Source organism: Paenibacillus sp. WLX2291 (genome assembly GCF_046603665.1).
Taxonomy (GTDB): domain Bacteria; phylum Bacillota; class Bacilli; order Paenibacillales; family Paenibacillaceae; genus Saccharibacillus.
Map to the genome: position 1 here is coordinate 3,119,016 of NZ_CP176755.1, position 17,366 is coordinate 3,136,381.

Sequence of the window (17,366 nt, forward strand, 5' to 3'; positions counted from 1 at the left end):
CTGACCGCCTTTCTGCACTGTTGCTTCAACCATAACATCCTACTCTATAGTTTAGGGGAAAAAGCAAAGAAATGCCATCCGCAGACCTATTTTATTTTGATTTTTCAGAAAATGACCAACCAAATAGGGCAAACAGCACATAACAACCGCCTAGTACCCAGAACAGACTGGACGGCGAACCCATTTCAATCCCTTTTCCACCTACTGCTGGTCCAATGATACTACCAAAGTTGAAATGAAACGAAGCAAGCACATTCGCTGCTGGCAAATAGGCTCGTGGCAAGATATCTGCTGCATAAGCAAGACCAAGCGAGAAGAACGATCCTACTAGACCACCAGCGATAGCAAAAATAACCGCCAGCAGGATTTGCTTCGTTCCGACAAACGGTACGAGCATAAACAACAGACCACCGATACCGCCCGCTAACATCAATACTTTCTTCCGTCCAAACCGATCGCTCAGCATCCCTAAGGGAAGCTGTAAAACAAGCCCTCCGATGCCGATAAAAGGTAAAAGGAATGCAATATTGTCGGTGGACAATCCGATCCGCAATCCATAGACCGGGAAATTGCTGTTCATTGCCGCCTCCATATAGCCGTACAGCAGCGCTGGGATTAACGCATACCAAGCGAGCCGGTAACTGCGGCCAAAGCGTCCTTTTTCCGGTGTGGTGCTCTCGCCCTTCGCAGGTGCGCCATTGGGCAGCTTCCACCAGACCAGCAATGCAACAACGATGAATACCGCCGCCATAATCACGAATGGAACCATCATCCCCCAGTCTAGCAATGAAATGCCCAGTGGTCCGATGCTAAAGCCAATTCCGTAGGACATGCCGTAAATAGATAGATTGCGTCCACGATTCGCTGCGGGTGTCACCATGAGTACCCAGAGCTGCGCCACATAATGGATCGCACTATCGCCAATGCCAACGAGCAGCCGAAGTACGAACCAGAATGCAATCCCGGGAACGAGTGGGAATAACGGCAAAGCGATAATGACAAGCAGTAGACCGCATAATAACAACTTCTTGAACCCAAGCTTGCCAAGTAGCCGTTCAGCCACTAAGGTCATGGAAAAAGAACCGACATACAATGCCGCCGCATTGAGTCCGTTCATTGTAGAAGATACGCCCATTTGCTCCAAAAAGATGGCGAGTACGGGCAGCAGCATTCCCTGGCTCAGCCCCGCAACAATAATGGCAAGAATAAGAATCACGAAATGCAGAGTCTGATTGGAGTCAGCTCCAGTTGATGTACGTGCAGTGTTGTTAAACAAGGAATATTCCTCCATTTTTGCTAGGTAGATGTGTATTTTATTTTACAAACTGCCGGAATTATGCTGTAATTTGATAACGGTTCTTCTGTAAAAATCCTGCTATGTATGCATTTTCGGCCATCCCAATATTATAGTGGACAATTGGCCTGCAAACAAGCCATAATAAGCACAACAGGGTTTTAGGAATCAGCCTGTTTTTTAGCATTTTCCGCGTTTGGATATGCGGCTACCGACTATATTTGGGAGGTCTTGGTTTCATGAGCTATCAGGTGAAAATCGACATTTCCCCGGTCTATGATCTGCTCGGCAGTTTTATGGTCTATGTGACCAAAAAATGGATTCGTGACATCGATCTGGGCCCGGAATGGATCAGGGAAATTGATAATAGGTTAAGCAATGGAGTACGGATGGCAATTCTGGAGGCTTCTTCTTGGCCTTTTGACGATTATGACGCACTGTATGCTTGGGCTAGCTGCCGGACACGCGAAGGCTCGGTCAGCGATTTTCTGGATCATCTGGAAAGTATGCCGGAAACGGATATGTGGAATGAGATTCATCCGCTGATGCCTGGACTCACACTGAGCGAAGCGATCCGTATTCAAAAAAGCTACGCTCCACTGCTCAAGCTGTGGTACGAAAATTATTTTAACGAGATCGAAAATGAAATTTTGCCGCTGATCGCCGAGGATGGCGAAGAGAAATTGCGGTTACTTGATAAAATGGAACCTGCTGCGCTGATTGAATATGCGTCCGGCGGTCTAGTCGTTCCCGAAATGCCCGGTCTGAACACCGTTATTCTGTTCCCGACCGTGCACAATCGTCCGATCAATACGTATTGTTTCTATGAAGGCTTTTTGTTAATTCAATATCCGGTCGATGTGCATGAAGAAGGCGAAGAAGACCCGCCAAACGTATTACTGCGTATGACTCGCGCATTGTCCGATCCAGAGCGTCTACGTATGCTGCGCTATATTGGCGGCGATGAGCCGAAATCATTGCAGGATATGTCCCATGATCTGCTTCAGCCGCAAGAGACGCTAATGCATCATCTGATGATGCTACGTGTAGCCGGTCTGCTGCGCATTCATCTGGGCAGAGAGGATATTGACAGGTTCAGCCTGCGTCAGGACGGCGCGTCCGAATTGCAGCTGTTCCTTGAATCGTATATCCGTATTTAAGGAGTGAACGTCATGAACAACATTCGGCACCAGCATCTGATCTTCGATATGGATGATACGCTGATTTATTGTAACAAATATTTTAATTTGATTTTGGATGAGTTTATTACGCTGCTATCGGGATGGTTCAAAGAATACGATCTAGCTATGGACGATATTCGGCAAAAGCAGATCGAGATCGACGTTGCCGGTGTACATGTGGTCGGCTTTGCGAGTGAGCATTTCCCCGCTTCGCTGGTGGAAACGTATCGTCATTTCAGCCGTCTGTATGGTCGTCCACTGGACGATAGTGAGGAACGCCAACTGAAGCTGCTCGGCAGCAGTGTGTACGAGAAAGAAGTTGAACCGTATCCAGGTATGGTTAATACGCTCGAATCGCTGCGTCTTGCCGGTCATACGCTTTATTTATATACCGGTGGCGAAACTGCTATTCAACAGCGCAAAATCGATCAAATGAAGTTAAGCTCCTTTTTCGGAGAGCGCATCTTCATTCGTCAGCACAAAAATATTACTGCACTAGAAGAAATCATCACGACCCAGCTATTGCCTCGTCAGGATACATGGATGATCGGCAATTCGCTGCGTTCCGATGTACAGCCTGCATTGCAAGCGTCGCTGAATACGATCTATATCAAGCAGGAATTAGAATGGGCGTATGATATTGTGCAGCTGCAAACCGGCAGTGAGCAATCGTTCCATACAGTTTCACATCTGACTGATGTACCGGATACGATTCACCAACATCTGAATATTTACGATAACGAACAAAAACGGACCTGGGGTTAAACCCGGTCCGTTTTTTGTGATAAGACATTTTGGTGAGACAATAGGATTTATACTTCTGATCCAGTGCCTTACTATACATTCAGCAATACCAATCTCACTCGAAGAAAATTAAGAATCGACAGCTTCCACTCCAAGCTTACCGGTTTGGCGATCTATAAGCTTAATACGCGCTTTGAAGTCATTACCGCCTTTTTTAAATGATAGCACCTGACTTTCACCCTTTAACAACAATGCTTTGAGCATTTGTACCGATACAGATTTACCAGAAAACTCTTTCCAGATGACAAAGCTACAGCCCTGTTTGAAATGAGAGCATCCATAGCCTTTGCGACCTTCAATAATCGTTCCGCCGCAGCCTTGGCGTGGGCAACTACCAAGTGCCGTATGAGAGGGCACGGACGATCCGTTAGAACGATTGCTCTGAGTGCTAGCGCTGTTAGCATTCTCCCTTTGATCAGCCTTAGAACTTCGTACAGCGCCTGTCGCTGATGATGAGGCTGTTTCGCTTACGCCAGTATGACGATTGCCATTTTCTCTGTTCTCGCTAGTAGCTGTCGATTGCGTACGAGACGATTCGTAATTGGAAGTAGAGTAAGACTGTGCATACGACATATCCTCTGGCGGCGCGTCTGGCATGGGATGATCGACAATAGCCGATGCAGATGACTTGTTACGGCTACTTGCCTTGCTACGCGCCGAGCGCGCCCCCTCTGCTCCATTGGATGAACTCGTAGAACGCGACCGGGAAGACGATGCACTATTGGAACTACTGGAACGGCTACTAGTGGATGTGCGGGTGCTACTCGATGTGCGAGAGCTTGTACGTTTCCCTTTTCCTTTGGAGCGTGATGATTCATCTCCAAACAATCCGGCAGCAGCGGGAGTCTGTGTTCTTACCTTATCGATCACCGATACGGCGAATTTCTTCACACTTTCCAGAAACCGGTCGGAATCGGCTTCGCCACGCGAAATCTGGTTTAATCGCCGTTCCCATTGTCCGGTCATCTCCGGGGAAGTGAGCAGCTCTACGCCTGCGGCTCGGATCAGCTCGATTGCTGCTCTTCCTTTGAGCGTTAACTCGATCTTTTTGCCTTTGGCAGTAACATAACCAACCTGCTTGAGACGCTCAATCGTTGCAGCGCGTGTTGCTGGTGTACCAAGACCTGATTCCTTCATCGCATCCCGCAATTCCTCATTCTCAATCTGCTTGCCAGCACTTTCCATCGCTTTGAGCAGTGTGCCTTCTGTATACGGCTTTGGTGGCTGTGTTTCCTTTTCTTTCACATCCGCTTTGCGACACTGCACCGGCAGTTTGCTATCGATAGTGAACGGCTTGTCCGTTTCCTGCTCTTGCTGCTCTTCGCCGTCTGCATCTTTTTTGGACGACTTGTTGCCTGGTTTGCCTTTGTCTTTATCCGGCAACGTCACCTTCCAGCCCGGCGATAACAACTCCTTGATCGCTGTTTTGAACGTCTCCTGCTCGACCACCGTCAGCACTGTATGGTGCTTATACTCCGCTGGTGGATAAAATTGTGCCAGAAAACGGCGAATAATGAGATCATACAGCTGCTGCTCTTCCTTGCTCAGCGTACCGGGCTTTTTCAATGTCGGCAAAATCGCATGGTGATCTTCCACCCGTGCCGGATTACAAACAGACTTATTATTCACATGCACACGCTTGCTATCGGCTTCACTAGCGAGCTGAGCATAATCGCCGTTTTGCAGCATATTCAATACCTTGTGCATGCCATCAATATTTTCCTTCGTCACATAGTTGGAGTTCGTACGCGGATACGAAATGATCTTATGACGTTCATACAATGCTTGCGCTACATCCAGCGTCTTTTTGGCGGAAAAGCCGAATTTGGCGTTGGCATCGCGCTGTAACAATGTTAGATCATACAGCTTATACGGATACTCTTTGCTTTCCTTGATCTCGTACTTACTAATCTTGCCCTCTTTGCCTCGCACTTTCTCTGCAATGGCTTCGCCTTTGGCTTTATCGGTCAGACGGTCTTCCCCTTGCCAGATGCCTTCATACGTTTTGTCCTTTTGCTTGAACGATGCTTTCACCTCGTAAAAGGTCTGAGAAGTGAAGTTTTCGATCTCCTTTTGCCGATCATAAATAATTGCCAGCACTGGTGTCTGTACCCGACCAACAGATAACAGATTGTTATGCTTGGTCGTAAATGCACGCGACGCATTCATGCCGATCAGCCAGTCCGCTTCACTACGTGCTCGGGCAGCCTGAGTGAGGTTCTCAAATTCACTGCTATCCCGCAACTGGTCAAATCCGCGCCGAATACTCTCGGCAGTCAGATCGGAGATCCACAGCCGCTTGACTGGCTGCTTCAACTTGAGTTGACGCTGAATCAAAGCAAAGATATGCTGCCCTTCCCGCCCAGCATCGCAGGCGTTAACGATACGGTCGCATTGCTTCGCTAGATCACCGATCACCTTGAGCTGATCCTTCGTGCGCGGATTCGGCACGATCTTGAATTGCTCAGGAATAATCGGCAAATCGCCAAAGTTCCAGCGCTTGTATTTACTATCATATGCTTCCGGCTCTGCTAGTCCGATCAGGTGACCGATTGCCCAAGTGATAATGTAACGTTCACCTTCAATATATGTGCGCTGATTGCGTGCACCAGGTTCGATCACCGCCGCAATATTACGTCCCATATCCGGTTTTTCGGCAATAACGAGAATTTTCATGCTTTCATTCCTTTCAGGGAATGGTGATGTATACCGTATTGGTATGATTATCATCATTTTAACGGATTTTCGGCAAAAAAAGGAGCCACACTCTGGAGTGCAGCCCCCTTTATACCACGTTCGTATAACTCTATTTTAGTATAGCACAATTGCGATTGTAAATCGAACCGAATCCATGGATGGGAAACCGAGAATACATGACTGCATCGCAGTCGAATCCTCTCTGCCTTATTATACGAGAACGGTTGCGCCCATCAGATATTTATCCACTTCGCGCGCAGCTTCGCGACCTTCGTTAATCGCCCACACAACCAGACTTTGTCCACGACGCATGTCACCCGCAGCGAATACTTTATCCACATTCGTGGTGTATTTGCCATAACGTGCTTTTACATTCGTCCAGCGGTCACTTTCCAGTCCCAGCTGCTGGGAAATCGTTTGCTCTGGTCCGTCAAAACCGATTGCAATCAGTGCCAGTTCTGCTGGGAATACACGCTCTGTACCCGGAATTGGCTGATAAATTTTGCGACCTGTTTCATCAACAATACGTTGAATCTGAATCGTATGCAGTTCTTTCAGGTTACCATTTTCATCACCGACAAATTTGGTTGTCATGATTGAGAACTCGCGCGGATCGCTACCGAAGATCGCTTTTGCTTCTTCCTGCGCGTAATCCAGTGTGTATACATTCGGGAATTGCGGCCACGGGTTAGCGATCGGATCGCGCTCCAGTGGTGCTTTATCATGCGTACCGAATTGCGTTACACTGCGACATCCGTGACGCAGGGAAGTAGCTACACAGTCAGAACCGGTATCCCCGCCACCGATAACGATCACGTCTTTGTCCTGAGAGGACAAGTAATTACCATCTTCCAGATTGCTATCCAAAAAGCTCTTGATCGTGCCGTTCAGGTAATCCATCGCGTACACTACACCATTCAGCTTGCTGCCTTCGATGTTGAATTCACGCGGTTTCGTTGCACCGCCACAAAGCACGACTGCATCATAATCATCGACCAGCTGCTGTGCAGGGATGTCTTTACCAATCTCGGTGCTCGTAATGAACTCAATACCTTCCTGTTTGAGCAAGTTTACACGACGCTCGACGATTTGTTTATCCAGCTTCATGCTCGGAATACCATATGTCAGCAGTCCGCCAACACGGTCGGAACGTTCGTATACGGTCACACTGTGACCAGCTTTGTTCAGCTGTGCAGCGCATGCCAATCCGGCAGGACCGGAACCGATAACAGCTACACGGCGACCCGTACGCTTCTCCGGCGGCTCAGGTACAACCCAACCTTCGGCAAAGCCTTTTTCAATAATCGCTTCTTCAATCGTCTTGATCGTGACTGGCTGACCAATCAGACCGACTGTACACGAACCTTCACACGGAGCCGGGCAGATACGACCAGTAAATTCCGGGAAATTATTCGTTTTGTGCAGACGCTCCAGCGCTTCTCTCCACAGACCACGATATACGAGGTTATTCCATTCTGGAATCAGGTTATGAACCGGACAGCCAAAGGTGGACCCTGCCATGTTCATTCCCGTGTGACAGTAAGGCGTTCCGCAATCCATACATCGTGCGCCTTGTGTACGCAGCTCGTCTTCAGCCATATGCTTGTGGAACTCTTCCCAGTCTTTTACACGCTCAAGCGGATCACGATCCGCAGGAATTTGTCTTTTATATTCCATAAATCCAGTAGGTGTAGACATGTTAAATTTCCCCCATCCGTTCTATACGCTGCCGACCTTCTGCAATAACCAGTCTGCCGATAAGTTTATTTTCAAGAGTAGCATTATGACCAAGATTGGCAAAATGGATTAAGCGCATAATTATTTGTACTTTTTACATAGAGATTACACCGTCATGAAAGATCTTGCAATAACAATCGTGTGATTTTCATCAAATTTTGCATATTTTTATTTTTTTCCTCTTATCGATATCGCTAATCTCCCCCTACAGCCGCAAGGGTTTCAGCATTTTCTTCAGACAAAATATACATTTATGCAAAAACACGAGATTTCCCCTTAACAAGACATGTATCCAGCAAATATACAAAATCTTCGGACCATTATACAAGCATTATGAGATTTTGTTAATAATTATGCATTTCAATTGAAAGTAATACGCCGATTTAGCGACGCACATACTTTTCAAAATGGTACTCATACACATTCTTTTCATCACGGATACCCGGCGTATCTTGCTCCAGCTTCCATAGCGACCAATCGACTGCCGGAAAATACGTATCTCCATCAAACTCATGCTCAATCTGCGTAACAAGCAAAACATCCGCATGTCGTAAAAATAGTTCGTAAATTTGCGAGCCGCCAATAATCATTAGCTCATCATCACCCGCGAGCTTCAGCGCCTGCTCCACTGTGTGCACGACCTCAGCACCTTCTGCTACAAACTTCGGATCGCGTGTCAGTACAATATTGCGGCGATTAGGAAGCGGCTTTGCGCCAAACGATTCCCAGGTTTTGCGCCCCATGACAATTGTTTTGTGCTGCGTCTGTTGTTTGAAATAAGCCATATCGGCAGGCAACTTCCACGGCATATCGTTATATTTCCCGATTACTCCGTGCTTGCCCTGCGCCCAGATCAATGTCATTGTCATTGTGGCCAAACCTCCTGTCTTCCAGTGTATATCCGATTGATGTCCATCTGAACAAACCGGATAAGTTTATTCTATATCATATCATTAAAACCTATCATTCTGCATCAACTTCTTGTAATCTTTTACGAATGATTTGTAAGTGTATATAATGGATAATTCGTGAAAAAGCAAGTTATTAAAAGTTTTATATGGGGAGATTGATAAATTTGATCAACTTACTGTAATTGGAAATTTGAATTGGAGCTGCGTAATGGAATTGTGAGAGGTGCATGCGGAAGTTTTGTACTGTGGTGTGCAGGATGGCTGGATAGCAAAATAAAAGGACACTCTTCGAGTGGAAGAATGTCCTTTTATTCATTGTTTCATTTGTAGACTATTTGTAGACTCTAACTGCATATAGATAGAGCATTAGACATCAAGGTGAACATGGCAGAATAACCTTGGGCTTATCTTCCGCTTACCTTATGCTTACAACGAGAGAAATAAGCGAGTAACTATCATTCATCAAATAGCGATTGGTGCTTTGATAGTTGGATGGTATTCATAATTTTGAAATTGGAAGTCTTCGAATGTGTAGTCGAAGATCGATTCTGGCTTGCGTTGAATGGTCAGTGTTGGCAAATGGTGTGGTTCACGGGTCAATTGTAGTTTGACCTGTTCCAGATGATTGTTATAAATGTGTACGTCGCCGCCCGTCCAGATCAGATCACCGACTTGCAAATCGCATTGTTGGGCGACCATATGGGTTAGCAGTGCATACGAAGCGAGATTGAATGGCAGACCGAGGAACGTATCGACGGAACGCATTTGGAACATGCAGGACAGCTTGCCATCAGCTACGTAAAATTGGAACGCATAGTGGCATGGTGGTAGTGCCATGTTATCAACTTCGGCAGCATTCCATGCGTTGACGATATGACGACGGGAATTGGGGTTGTTTTTGATTTGCTGGATTACAGACGTGATCTGATCAACCTGTTCGCCGCCTGGACCACGCCAATCACGCCATTGTGAGCCGTAGACGCGACCGAGATTACCATCTTCGTCTGCCCATTCATCCCAGATCGTCACGCCATTCTCACGCAAATAATTAATATTAGTATTCCCACTCAGAAACCAGAGCAGTTCATGAATAATCGAGCGCGTATGCATCCGTTTCGTTGTCAGCAGCGGAAAGCCTTCCTGTAAATTGATTCGCATCTGACGACCAAATACAGAAATCGTTCCTGTTCCTGTACGGTCACCTTTCTCGACACCATTGTCTAGAATATCCTGCAACAGTTCTAAATATGCTTTCATTACTATACACCTCATAACTAAGACTTGTGTTCTGGCACAGCAACAGCTCCTAAGTCACCTATTGTAAATCAAGATCCTCATCTTGCTGTGCTCATTGTGCAACGCTACACGTTGCGATGGTCGCTGTTTTTAAACACAAAAACTAGTGTACCATTGTTGATGATTTCATGTACAGCTTCTTCAAGCTTTCTACTCACTAAGTTCTATTATAATCATTTGAACTTCAAATACCTATCATTCTTCTCTACAAATGATTTCTATTTTATGTACAGTATATATCAAGTCTTATGCATCTATAGCGCAATAGCACCATACAAACAAAATAAAAACCCCTGACTGCAATAGCAATCAGGGGCTTCATTACACATTCAAGCGAAAATTAACGAGTTTCGCGGTGAAGCGTGTATTTTTTCAGACGTGGGCAATATTTTTTCAGCTCAAGACGCTCCGGATGGTTCCGTTTGTTCTTGGTTGTTGTGTAGTTACGATCGCCAGTCTCTGTGCATGCCAAAGTTACGATAACGCGCATGTGAATTCACCTCACTTCATTGGTAATCAGGAATGATTAAATTAACTCTTCCGTAAAATCAATTAAACACCTTGTCCATTTTAGCATACATTGTTTTAAAAACCAATACATTTTTACGAACATGTATTCACTTGAATTCCAGCATATGAAAAACCGCCAGGAGCTCTCTGGCGGCTGTTCCTCACCTTTGCCTGCTTATGAATCTGTACAATCTCACCAGTTGCCTGAGAAGTGTACGTTCTTGTTCACCGCTGTATAAAGGCTGCATGGTTGCATACTTCTGCCATCGGGGATAAAAGTCCAATCACGAGTACGATTAAGCAACAAATAATGATATATGGCAGAGACTAAAGAATAAGTTGATTGTAGAGATAACAGTATGCTGCACCGCTGAATGCAGCATACTGTTCATCGCTATCCTCTATCTTACTTCTCGTATACAACACGGAAAATGTATTCACTCTCATCTTATGATAAGAACAAATGTAGTCCCTTTTGAAAAGAAATTACTTCTTACGTGGAGCTACAACGTGGATCGGATGACCCATAACCAGCTCAGCTGCTTCCATTACGATCTCACCCAGTGTTGGATGCGCATGGATTGTCAGAGCCAGATCTTCGAGTGTAGCTCCCATTTCGATAGCCAGACCCAGTTCTGCAATCATGTTAGAAGATTCCAGACCTACAATTTGGCTACCCAGTACAACGCCTGTTTCTTCATCAGCAACGATTTTCACGAAGCCTTCAGTATTACCCAGAGAAGTTGCACGACCGTTACCAGCATAAGGGAATTTACCTGCGGATACTTTGTATCCGTTCGCTTTTGCTTCCGTTTCAGTCAGACCTACGCTTGCGCATTCAGGATCAGTAAACGCTACAGCAGGTACACATTTGTAATCGATCACGGAAGGCATACCGGAGATTACTTCAGCTACCACTTTTGCTTCATAAGAAGCTTTGTGTGCCAGTGCCGGACCTTCAACGATGTCGCCGATTGCAAAGATGTGCGGAATGCTTGTGCGTCCTTGGTGGTCGATTTTCACCAGACCACGATCAGTCAGTTCCAATTCGATCAGATCCAGACCCAGTTCGCCGTCTGTATTTGGACGACGACCAACTGTAACGAGCAAGTAATCCGCAGTCAGTTCTTGTTCTTTGCCATCTACTGTGAATTTTACAGTAACGTCTTTGTCGGTTTGAGTTGCACTTTCTGCTTTCGCGTTTGTGAAGATCTCTGCACCGGATTTTTTCATATTTTTCGCTACGAGCGAAGTCATATCTTTATCGAAGCCTGGCAGAATTGTATCCAGACCTTCAATGATTGTAATTTTTGTACCAAATTTAGCATACATTTGGCTCAACTCGGCACCGATGTATCCACCACCGATAACGATCATCGATTTTGGAATTTCAGGCAGGTTCAGTGCTTCTGTTGAAGACAGGATGCGACCGCCAAACGGGAATGCTTTCAGTTCGATTGGACGGGAACCTGTTGCGATGATGCAGTTTTTGAAACGGTAGCGCGGGGACTCATGGTCATTGAACAGACGCGCTTCGTTTTCATTGATGAACATGCACTCACCTTGGAAAACTTCAACTTTGTTGCCTTTGAGCAGACCGCTTACGCCGCCAGTCATTTTTTTCACAACGCCGTTTTTAAATTCTTGTGTTTTACCGAAGTCAACTTTTACGTCGCCTACCGTAATACCGAATTGTTCGCCGTGCTGTGCAGCTTCAAACTGGTGAGCAGCTGCGATCAGCGCTTTGGAAGGAATACAACCGCGGTTCAAACATACGCCACCAAGTTCGGACTTGTCGACGATCAGAACTTTTTGACCCAATTGTGCAGCGCGGATGGCGGCTACATAGCCACCAGGTCCCGCACCGATTACTAACGTTTCAATATCGATAGAAGCATCTCCTACTACCATTGAATTACACCTCCATAGTTAACAGCTCAGGGTTACCAAGCAGTGATTTGATATGGTTCATAAAGTGTTGTGCAGTTGCGCCGTCAATAATACGGTGGTCAAAGCTCAGGGACAGTGCCATTACTGGTGCTGCTACCACTTCGCCATTTTTGATTACCGCTTTTTCGCTGATGCGACCTGTACCCAGAATCGCAACTTCAGGGAAGTTGATGATTGGAGTAAAGAACATACCGCCTGCGGAACCGATGTTGGAGATCGAGATTGTGCTGCCTCTCATTTCGTTAGCAGCCAGTTTACCGTCACGTCCACGAACAGCCAGATCGTTGATTGTATCAGCGATCATGAAGATACTCTTACGGTCAGCATCTTTTACAACCGGTACGATCAAGCCGTTAGGCGTATCTGTTGCGATACCGATGTCGTAGTGTTTTTTGTAGACAATTTCTTCTGTTTTTTCGTCGATAGAAGCGTTCAATGCCGGGAATTGACGCGCCGCGGACACGAGTGCTTTTACGATGAATGGCAGATAAGTGACTTTTGTACCGCGTTTTTCAGCCAGTGGTTTCATGCGTGTACGGAAAGCAACCAGTTCCGTAACGTCAACTTCGTCCATGATCGTTACGTGTGGAGCTGTGTACGCCGATTTCACCATAGCGTTAGCGATAACTTTACGGATACCTTTGAATGGTACGCGCTCTTCGTCGCCAGCTGCGGATGCTGCTGGTGCAGAAGATGCTGCTGGAGTTGCTGCGGAATCTACCGGCGCAGCTGCTTTGTCTGCTGCCGCTGCTTCTGTTGTTGCGCTAGAAGCTACTTGACCGCCACCTTGTTTGAACGATTCGATATCTTCGCGAGTGATTTTGCCGTTGCTGCCTGTGCCACTTACTTGACCCAGATCAACGCCTTGCTCACGTGCAAATTTACGAACGCTTGGTGTAGCCAGTACATCTTTGTTTGGTGCTGCCGGTGCGGAAGCATTTGTTGCTTGACCGTCTTTGGCATCAGCCGGGCTGGATGCTGCTGGAGAAGTGCTAGTATCAGCGCTACCTTGAGCTGCATCGATTTCTTGACCGCTCTTCTGTTCTGGAGCAGATTGCTCAGCTGGTTCTTCATCCTCTTGATCAGGGATATCGCCTGTTGCATCGATGATTGCTACTGTTTCGCCAACGTGGCAAACTTGACCATCATTGGTCAATACTTCAAGTACTGTACCTTCAACTGGACAAGGAACTTCAACAACCGCTTTATCATTTTGTACTTCCATGATGATGCTGTCATCAGTTACTTTGTCACCTGGTTTAATGTGCATCTTGATGATTTCGCCTTCGTGCAGTCCTTCACCAAGCTCTGGAAATTTATATACGAATCTTGCCACTTGCAAAACCTCCCTGATTAAAATTGTTGAACAGCGCATAAGGCCGGTATGTCAACAATCGTTGATAAATAATAAATAGATATAGTAGAACGTATAGCGACCGATATGCCGCTTATGGGCAAAGCCAAAAGGCGCCTGTAGAAAGGTGTTCGCCGGTCTCCACCTTCCCGGGATGGATGGTTGACCGGACGAATGCCATCTTGCAATCCGCCTCTTGTTTCCTTGCACCTTTAATTCATCAAGTCGTGAACGTTAGGTTCAAAAAGCCGGATGGCTATTTTAATCCAATTAGAAGTTCATTACTTTGTTTACAGCGTCGATAATGCGTTGCGGTGTAGGCAGCCAAGCATCTTCAACTTGTGCGAACGGATAGATTGTATCCGGCGGGCAAACACGCAGTACTGGAGCTTCCAGATGCAGGATTGCTTTTTCGTTGATTTGTGCGATAACTTCTGCTGCTACGCCAGAGCTCTTTTGAGCTTCTTGAACCACGATAGCGCGGTTTGTTTTTTGTACGGAAGTGATGATTGTATCGATATCGATTGGGCTCAGTGTGCGCAGATCGATAATTTCAGCTTTGATGCCTTGTTCTGCCAGTTGATCAGCAGCTTTGGTTGCTGTGTGAACGGTCATACCGTAACCGATCAGAGTTACGTCAGAACCTTCACGTACAACATTGGCTTTACCGATTTCGACAGTATAAGCTTCTTCAGGTACATCAGCACGGAACGCATGGTACAGGTTCAAGTGCTCCATGAAGAAGACAGGGTCGTTTTCGCGAATTGCTGCGATCATCAGACCTTTTGCATCGTAAGGGTTCGAAGGGATAACCACTTTGATACCCGGTGTTTGTGCCAGCAGACCAGACAGATCGTCCGTGTGCAGCTCAGCCGCTTTTACGCCGCCACCGAAAGGTGTACGGAATACGATTGGTGCATTGTAACGACCGCCGGAACGATAACGCAGACGTGCCGCTTGTACTGCCATTTGATCGAGAGCTTCAAAGATAAAGCCTACGAATTGAATTTCAGCAATTGGACGGAAGCCTTGGATACCCAGACCGAATGCCAGACCGCCGATTGCGGACTCAGCCAGCGGCGTATCGAATACGCGCTCCTCGCCAAACTCGTCTTGCAGACCTTCTGTCGCACGGAATACACCGCCGACTTTACCTACGTCCTCACCAAAGATGAGCACGTTAGGATCGTTTTTCATCTCAACGCGAATCGCGTCACGAATCGCTTCTTTCATATTCATTTGTGCCATTTGCTTCATTTCCTCCTTAAACATTTCACTGTTCATGTTCACGCATCAAGGATGTGCTACGGTACTATAGATAAACCTCAAACGCCCCTAAGGACAGATCATCTTATTGGAAATCAGCTTTTTGCTCTTCCAGATCGTGAGGTGTTGTTTCGAACATGCTATCGATCAGACCGGCAACAGTCATTTTCTCTGTTTTCTCGGCTTTTTTGATTTCTTCGTTCACTTTTGCTTTTGCTTCTTCTCTTACGCGCTCTGTATCTTCGTCAGACCACAGACCTTTTTCACCCAGGTATTTGGCAAGGCGAGCAATCGGATCTTTTTCGCTCCAGATACCTTCTTCGTCTTTGGTACGATATTTACTCGTATCATCGGACATGGAGTGTGGACGGAAACGATAAGTGACAGCTTCGATCAGAGTAGCGCCTTCACCGTTACGTGCGCGTTCAGCAGCTTCACGAACAGCCGTGATAACCGCGAATACGTCCATACCGTCGATTTTTACGCCAGTGATACCAGCAGCAATCGCTTTGTGTGCGATCGACAGTGCAGCGGTTTGTTTAGCAAATGGAGTTGTGATGGCATAGCCATTGTTTTGTACGAAGAAGATTGCAGGCAGTTTGTATGCACCAGCAAAGTTCAGACCTTCGTAGAAGTCGCCTTCCGAAGAACCACCGTCACCTGTGTAAGCAATAACGACTTGTTTTTGTTTTTTCAGTTTGTAACCCATAGCGATACCCATCGCATGAACGATTTGCGCACCGATGATAATTTGCGGCATCAGAACGTTAACGCCTTCAGGAATGCGTCCACCTTCTTGATGACCACGGGAGTACAGGAATGCTTGGTGCAGCGGCAGACCGTGCCATACCAGCTGAGGCATATCACGGTAACCCGGACATACGAAATCTTCTTTATCAAGCGCATATACGCTACCTACCATTGTTGCTTCTTGACCGGAAACCGGTGCATAGAAACCAAGACGACCTTGACGGCCGAGGTTAACGGCACGATCATCCCAAGTACGTGTAAATACCATACGGTACATAATTTCTTTCAATTGATCATCAGTCAAATCAGGCACTTTGTCAGGATTAACAATTTTGCCTTCTGGGGAAAGAACGGAAAGTGTTTCCACTTCTTCCGTGTAAACTTCATAAGGAACCTTGCTCATTTTATTCACCTCAATAAAAAATTTGAATATCATGTTCCGCTGTTATAGAATTATTATACACCTGTTCTACTCCGTTCGTCAAAGCATACATTGAAATTCATAAGCAGCAGCAATTATTGTATGTATAACAGGTTTATTTAATTAATATAACAGTTAATGCAAATGTAAATACTTTTCCTAAAAAGCACACCACTTAATAGTAACGTATTATACGTTGTAATGCAAAATTCTGATACAACAATTACGATGAAAAAGGTGATCTCCATGACAGATTCTCGCTACTTGAAGCGAACCATTCTAAAAGAGGAAATACAGAGCCGCCATTTGGGTGAATCCCGTACGCTACGCATCTATCTTCCGCCCGGTTATAATGAACTGCTTAGCTATCCCGTTATTTATTGTCAGGATGGCGAGGAGTTTTTTAACTTTGGACGAATTGCTACTTACGCCAATCAGTTAATTTTGGACGATAATATTGAACCGTTTATCGTCGTTGGTGTAGAAGTAAACACGAAAATCCGTACTCAAGAATATGCGCCATTCGGTAGTCGCTTTGATGCTTATACCGCCTGCTTTGCCGAGGAGATTATTCCATATATTGAAGGAAAATATCCAGTACGTACATCAGCTGATGAGCGTATCCTTGCTGGCGATTCGCTTGGTGGCAGTGTATCTATGCACCTTGCCCTCCTCTATCCGCAGCTATTCCAGCGAATTATCAGTCTATCCGGTGCTTATTACGAGCAGAGTCAGAAGCTGATTGCCGCTGAAACTAACTTGTCTGCCTTGGACGTATACATGATCGTCGGTTTGCAGGAAACGGATTTTGAAAGTGATACTGGCGTATACGACTTTGTACAGTTGAACCGCGACACACGCGATCTGTTACTGGAACGAGGCGCTACTGTCCGTTATACTGAAAAAGACGGCAAGCACCTATGGGGCTTCTGGCAAAAGGAATTGCCCGATGCACTCAAATATTTCCTCAAGGAAGTCTAATTCAGCAATCAGTAACAAGTGTCGTTCCAAGTCTACTTTGCTGTAACCAGTCTCGATAATTCACCGTTCCAGTGAAGACGCGTTTAATCAGACATGACAATACATCTTCTACTTACGATGATCCAGCCGCAGCGTATCTGTCGCTGCGGTTATTGATATAGGCAGTATGAAGAAGATGAAGGGGTATCACTACGGACGGTTAGCATGAACATTG

At 46.0% G+C, this 17,366-nt stretch carries 13 protein-coding genes; 3 read left to right on the plus strand and 10 right to left on the minus strand.

Annotated elements, in window-relative coordinates:
* Positions 1–91 precede the first annotated feature (91 nt).
* Positions 92–1,276: an MFS transporter gene (locus ACDE64_RS13330; RefSeq protein WP_411347130.1), complete on the minus strand. Its 1,185-nt coding sequence runs from the start codon at positions 1,274–1,276 to the stop codon at positions 92–94.
* A gap of 257 nt (positions 1,277–1,533) precedes the next feature.
* Between ACDE64_RS13330 and ACDE64_RS13335 the strand changes: the two genes are divergently transcribed.
* The gene (locus ACDE64_RS13335; protein WP_411347131.1) at positions 1,534–2,454 is read left to right on the plus strand and encodes a winged helix-turn-helix domain-containing protein; all 921 of its coding nucleotides are present in this window, start codon (positions 1,534–1,536) and stop codon (positions 2,452–2,454) included.
* Positions 2,455–2,466: 12 nt separating this feature from the next.
* Entirely contained in the window at positions 2,467–3,240 is a 774-nt protein-coding gene (locus tag ACDE64_RS13340) for an HAD family hydrolase (protein WP_411347132.1), read from the plus strand.
* Positions 3,241–3,348: 108 nt separating this feature from the next.
* On the opposite strand, the gene ACDE64_RS13345 is transcribed toward ACDE64_RS13340, so the two are convergent.
* The 9 genes from ACDE64_RS13345 to pdhA form a co-directional block, all read right to left on the minus strand.
* Positions 3,349–5,955: a DNA topoisomerase 3 gene (locus ACDE64_RS13345; RefSeq protein WP_411347133.1), complete on the minus strand. Its 2,607-nt coding sequence runs from the start codon at positions 5,953–5,955 to the stop codon at positions 3,349–3,351.
* Positions 5,956–6,186: 231 nt separating this feature from the next.
* Positions 6,187–7,674, minus strand: a complete 1,488-nt coding sequence (locus ACDE64_RS13350; protein ID WP_411342625.1) for a glutamate synthase subunit beta — start codon at positions 7,672–7,674, stop codon at positions 6,187–6,189.
* Between the two features lie 422 nt (positions 7,675–8,096).
* Positions 8,097–8,582: a dihydrofolate reductase gene (locus ACDE64_RS13355; protein WP_411347134.1), complete on the minus strand. Its 486-nt coding sequence runs from the start codon at positions 8,580–8,582 to the stop codon at positions 8,097–8,099.
* A gap of 504 nt (positions 8,583–9,086) precedes the next feature.
* Complete coding sequence (gene thyA, locus ACDE64_RS13360; RefSeq protein WP_411347135.1) at positions 9,087–9,881, minus strand: thymidylate synthase; 795 nt, start codon at positions 9,879–9,881, stop codon at positions 9,087–9,089.
* Between the two features lie 379 nt (positions 9,882–10,260).
* Entirely contained in the window at positions 10,261–10,410 is a 150-nt protein-coding gene (rpmG, locus tag ACDE64_RS13365; protein WP_082472246.1) for a 50S ribosomal protein L33, read from the minus strand.
* A 506-nt stretch (positions 10,411–10,916) separates the two neighbouring features.
* The gene (gene lpdA, locus ACDE64_RS13370) at positions 10,917–12,341 is read right to left on the minus strand and encodes a dihydrolipoyl dehydrogenase (protein ID WP_411347136.1); all 1,425 of its coding nucleotides are present in this window, start codon (positions 12,339–12,341) and stop codon (positions 10,917–10,919) included.
* Between the two features lie 4 nt (positions 12,342–12,345).
* Positions 12,346–13,716, minus strand: coding sequence for a dihydrolipoamide acetyltransferase family protein (locus tag ACDE64_RS13375; protein ID WP_411342628.1), 1,371 nt, complete (start codon positions 13,714–13,716; stop codon positions 12,346–12,348).
* 288 nt (positions 13,717–14,004) lie between these two features.
* Positions 14,005–14,982: an alpha-ketoacid dehydrogenase subunit beta gene (locus ACDE64_RS13380; RefSeq protein ID WP_411342629.1), complete on the minus strand. Its 978-nt coding sequence runs from the start codon at positions 14,980–14,982 to the stop codon at positions 14,005–14,007.
* 103 nt (positions 14,983–15,085) lie between these two features.
* Positions 15,086–16,153 (minus strand): pyruvate dehydrogenase (acetyl-transferring) E1 component subunit alpha, encoded by a 1,068-nt coding sequence (pdhA, locus tag ACDE64_RS13385; RefSeq protein ID WP_411347137.1) that lies wholly within the window; start codon positions 16,151–16,153, stop codon positions 15,086–15,088.
* A gap of 264 nt (positions 16,154–16,417) precedes the next feature.
* Between pdhA and ACDE64_RS13390 the strand changes: the two genes are divergently transcribed.
* Complete coding sequence (locus ACDE64_RS13390) at positions 16,418–17,152, plus strand: alpha/beta hydrolase (RefSeq protein WP_411347138.1); 735 nt, start codon at positions 16,418–16,420, stop codon at positions 17,150–17,152.
* Positions 17,153–17,366 lie beyond the last annotated feature (214 nt).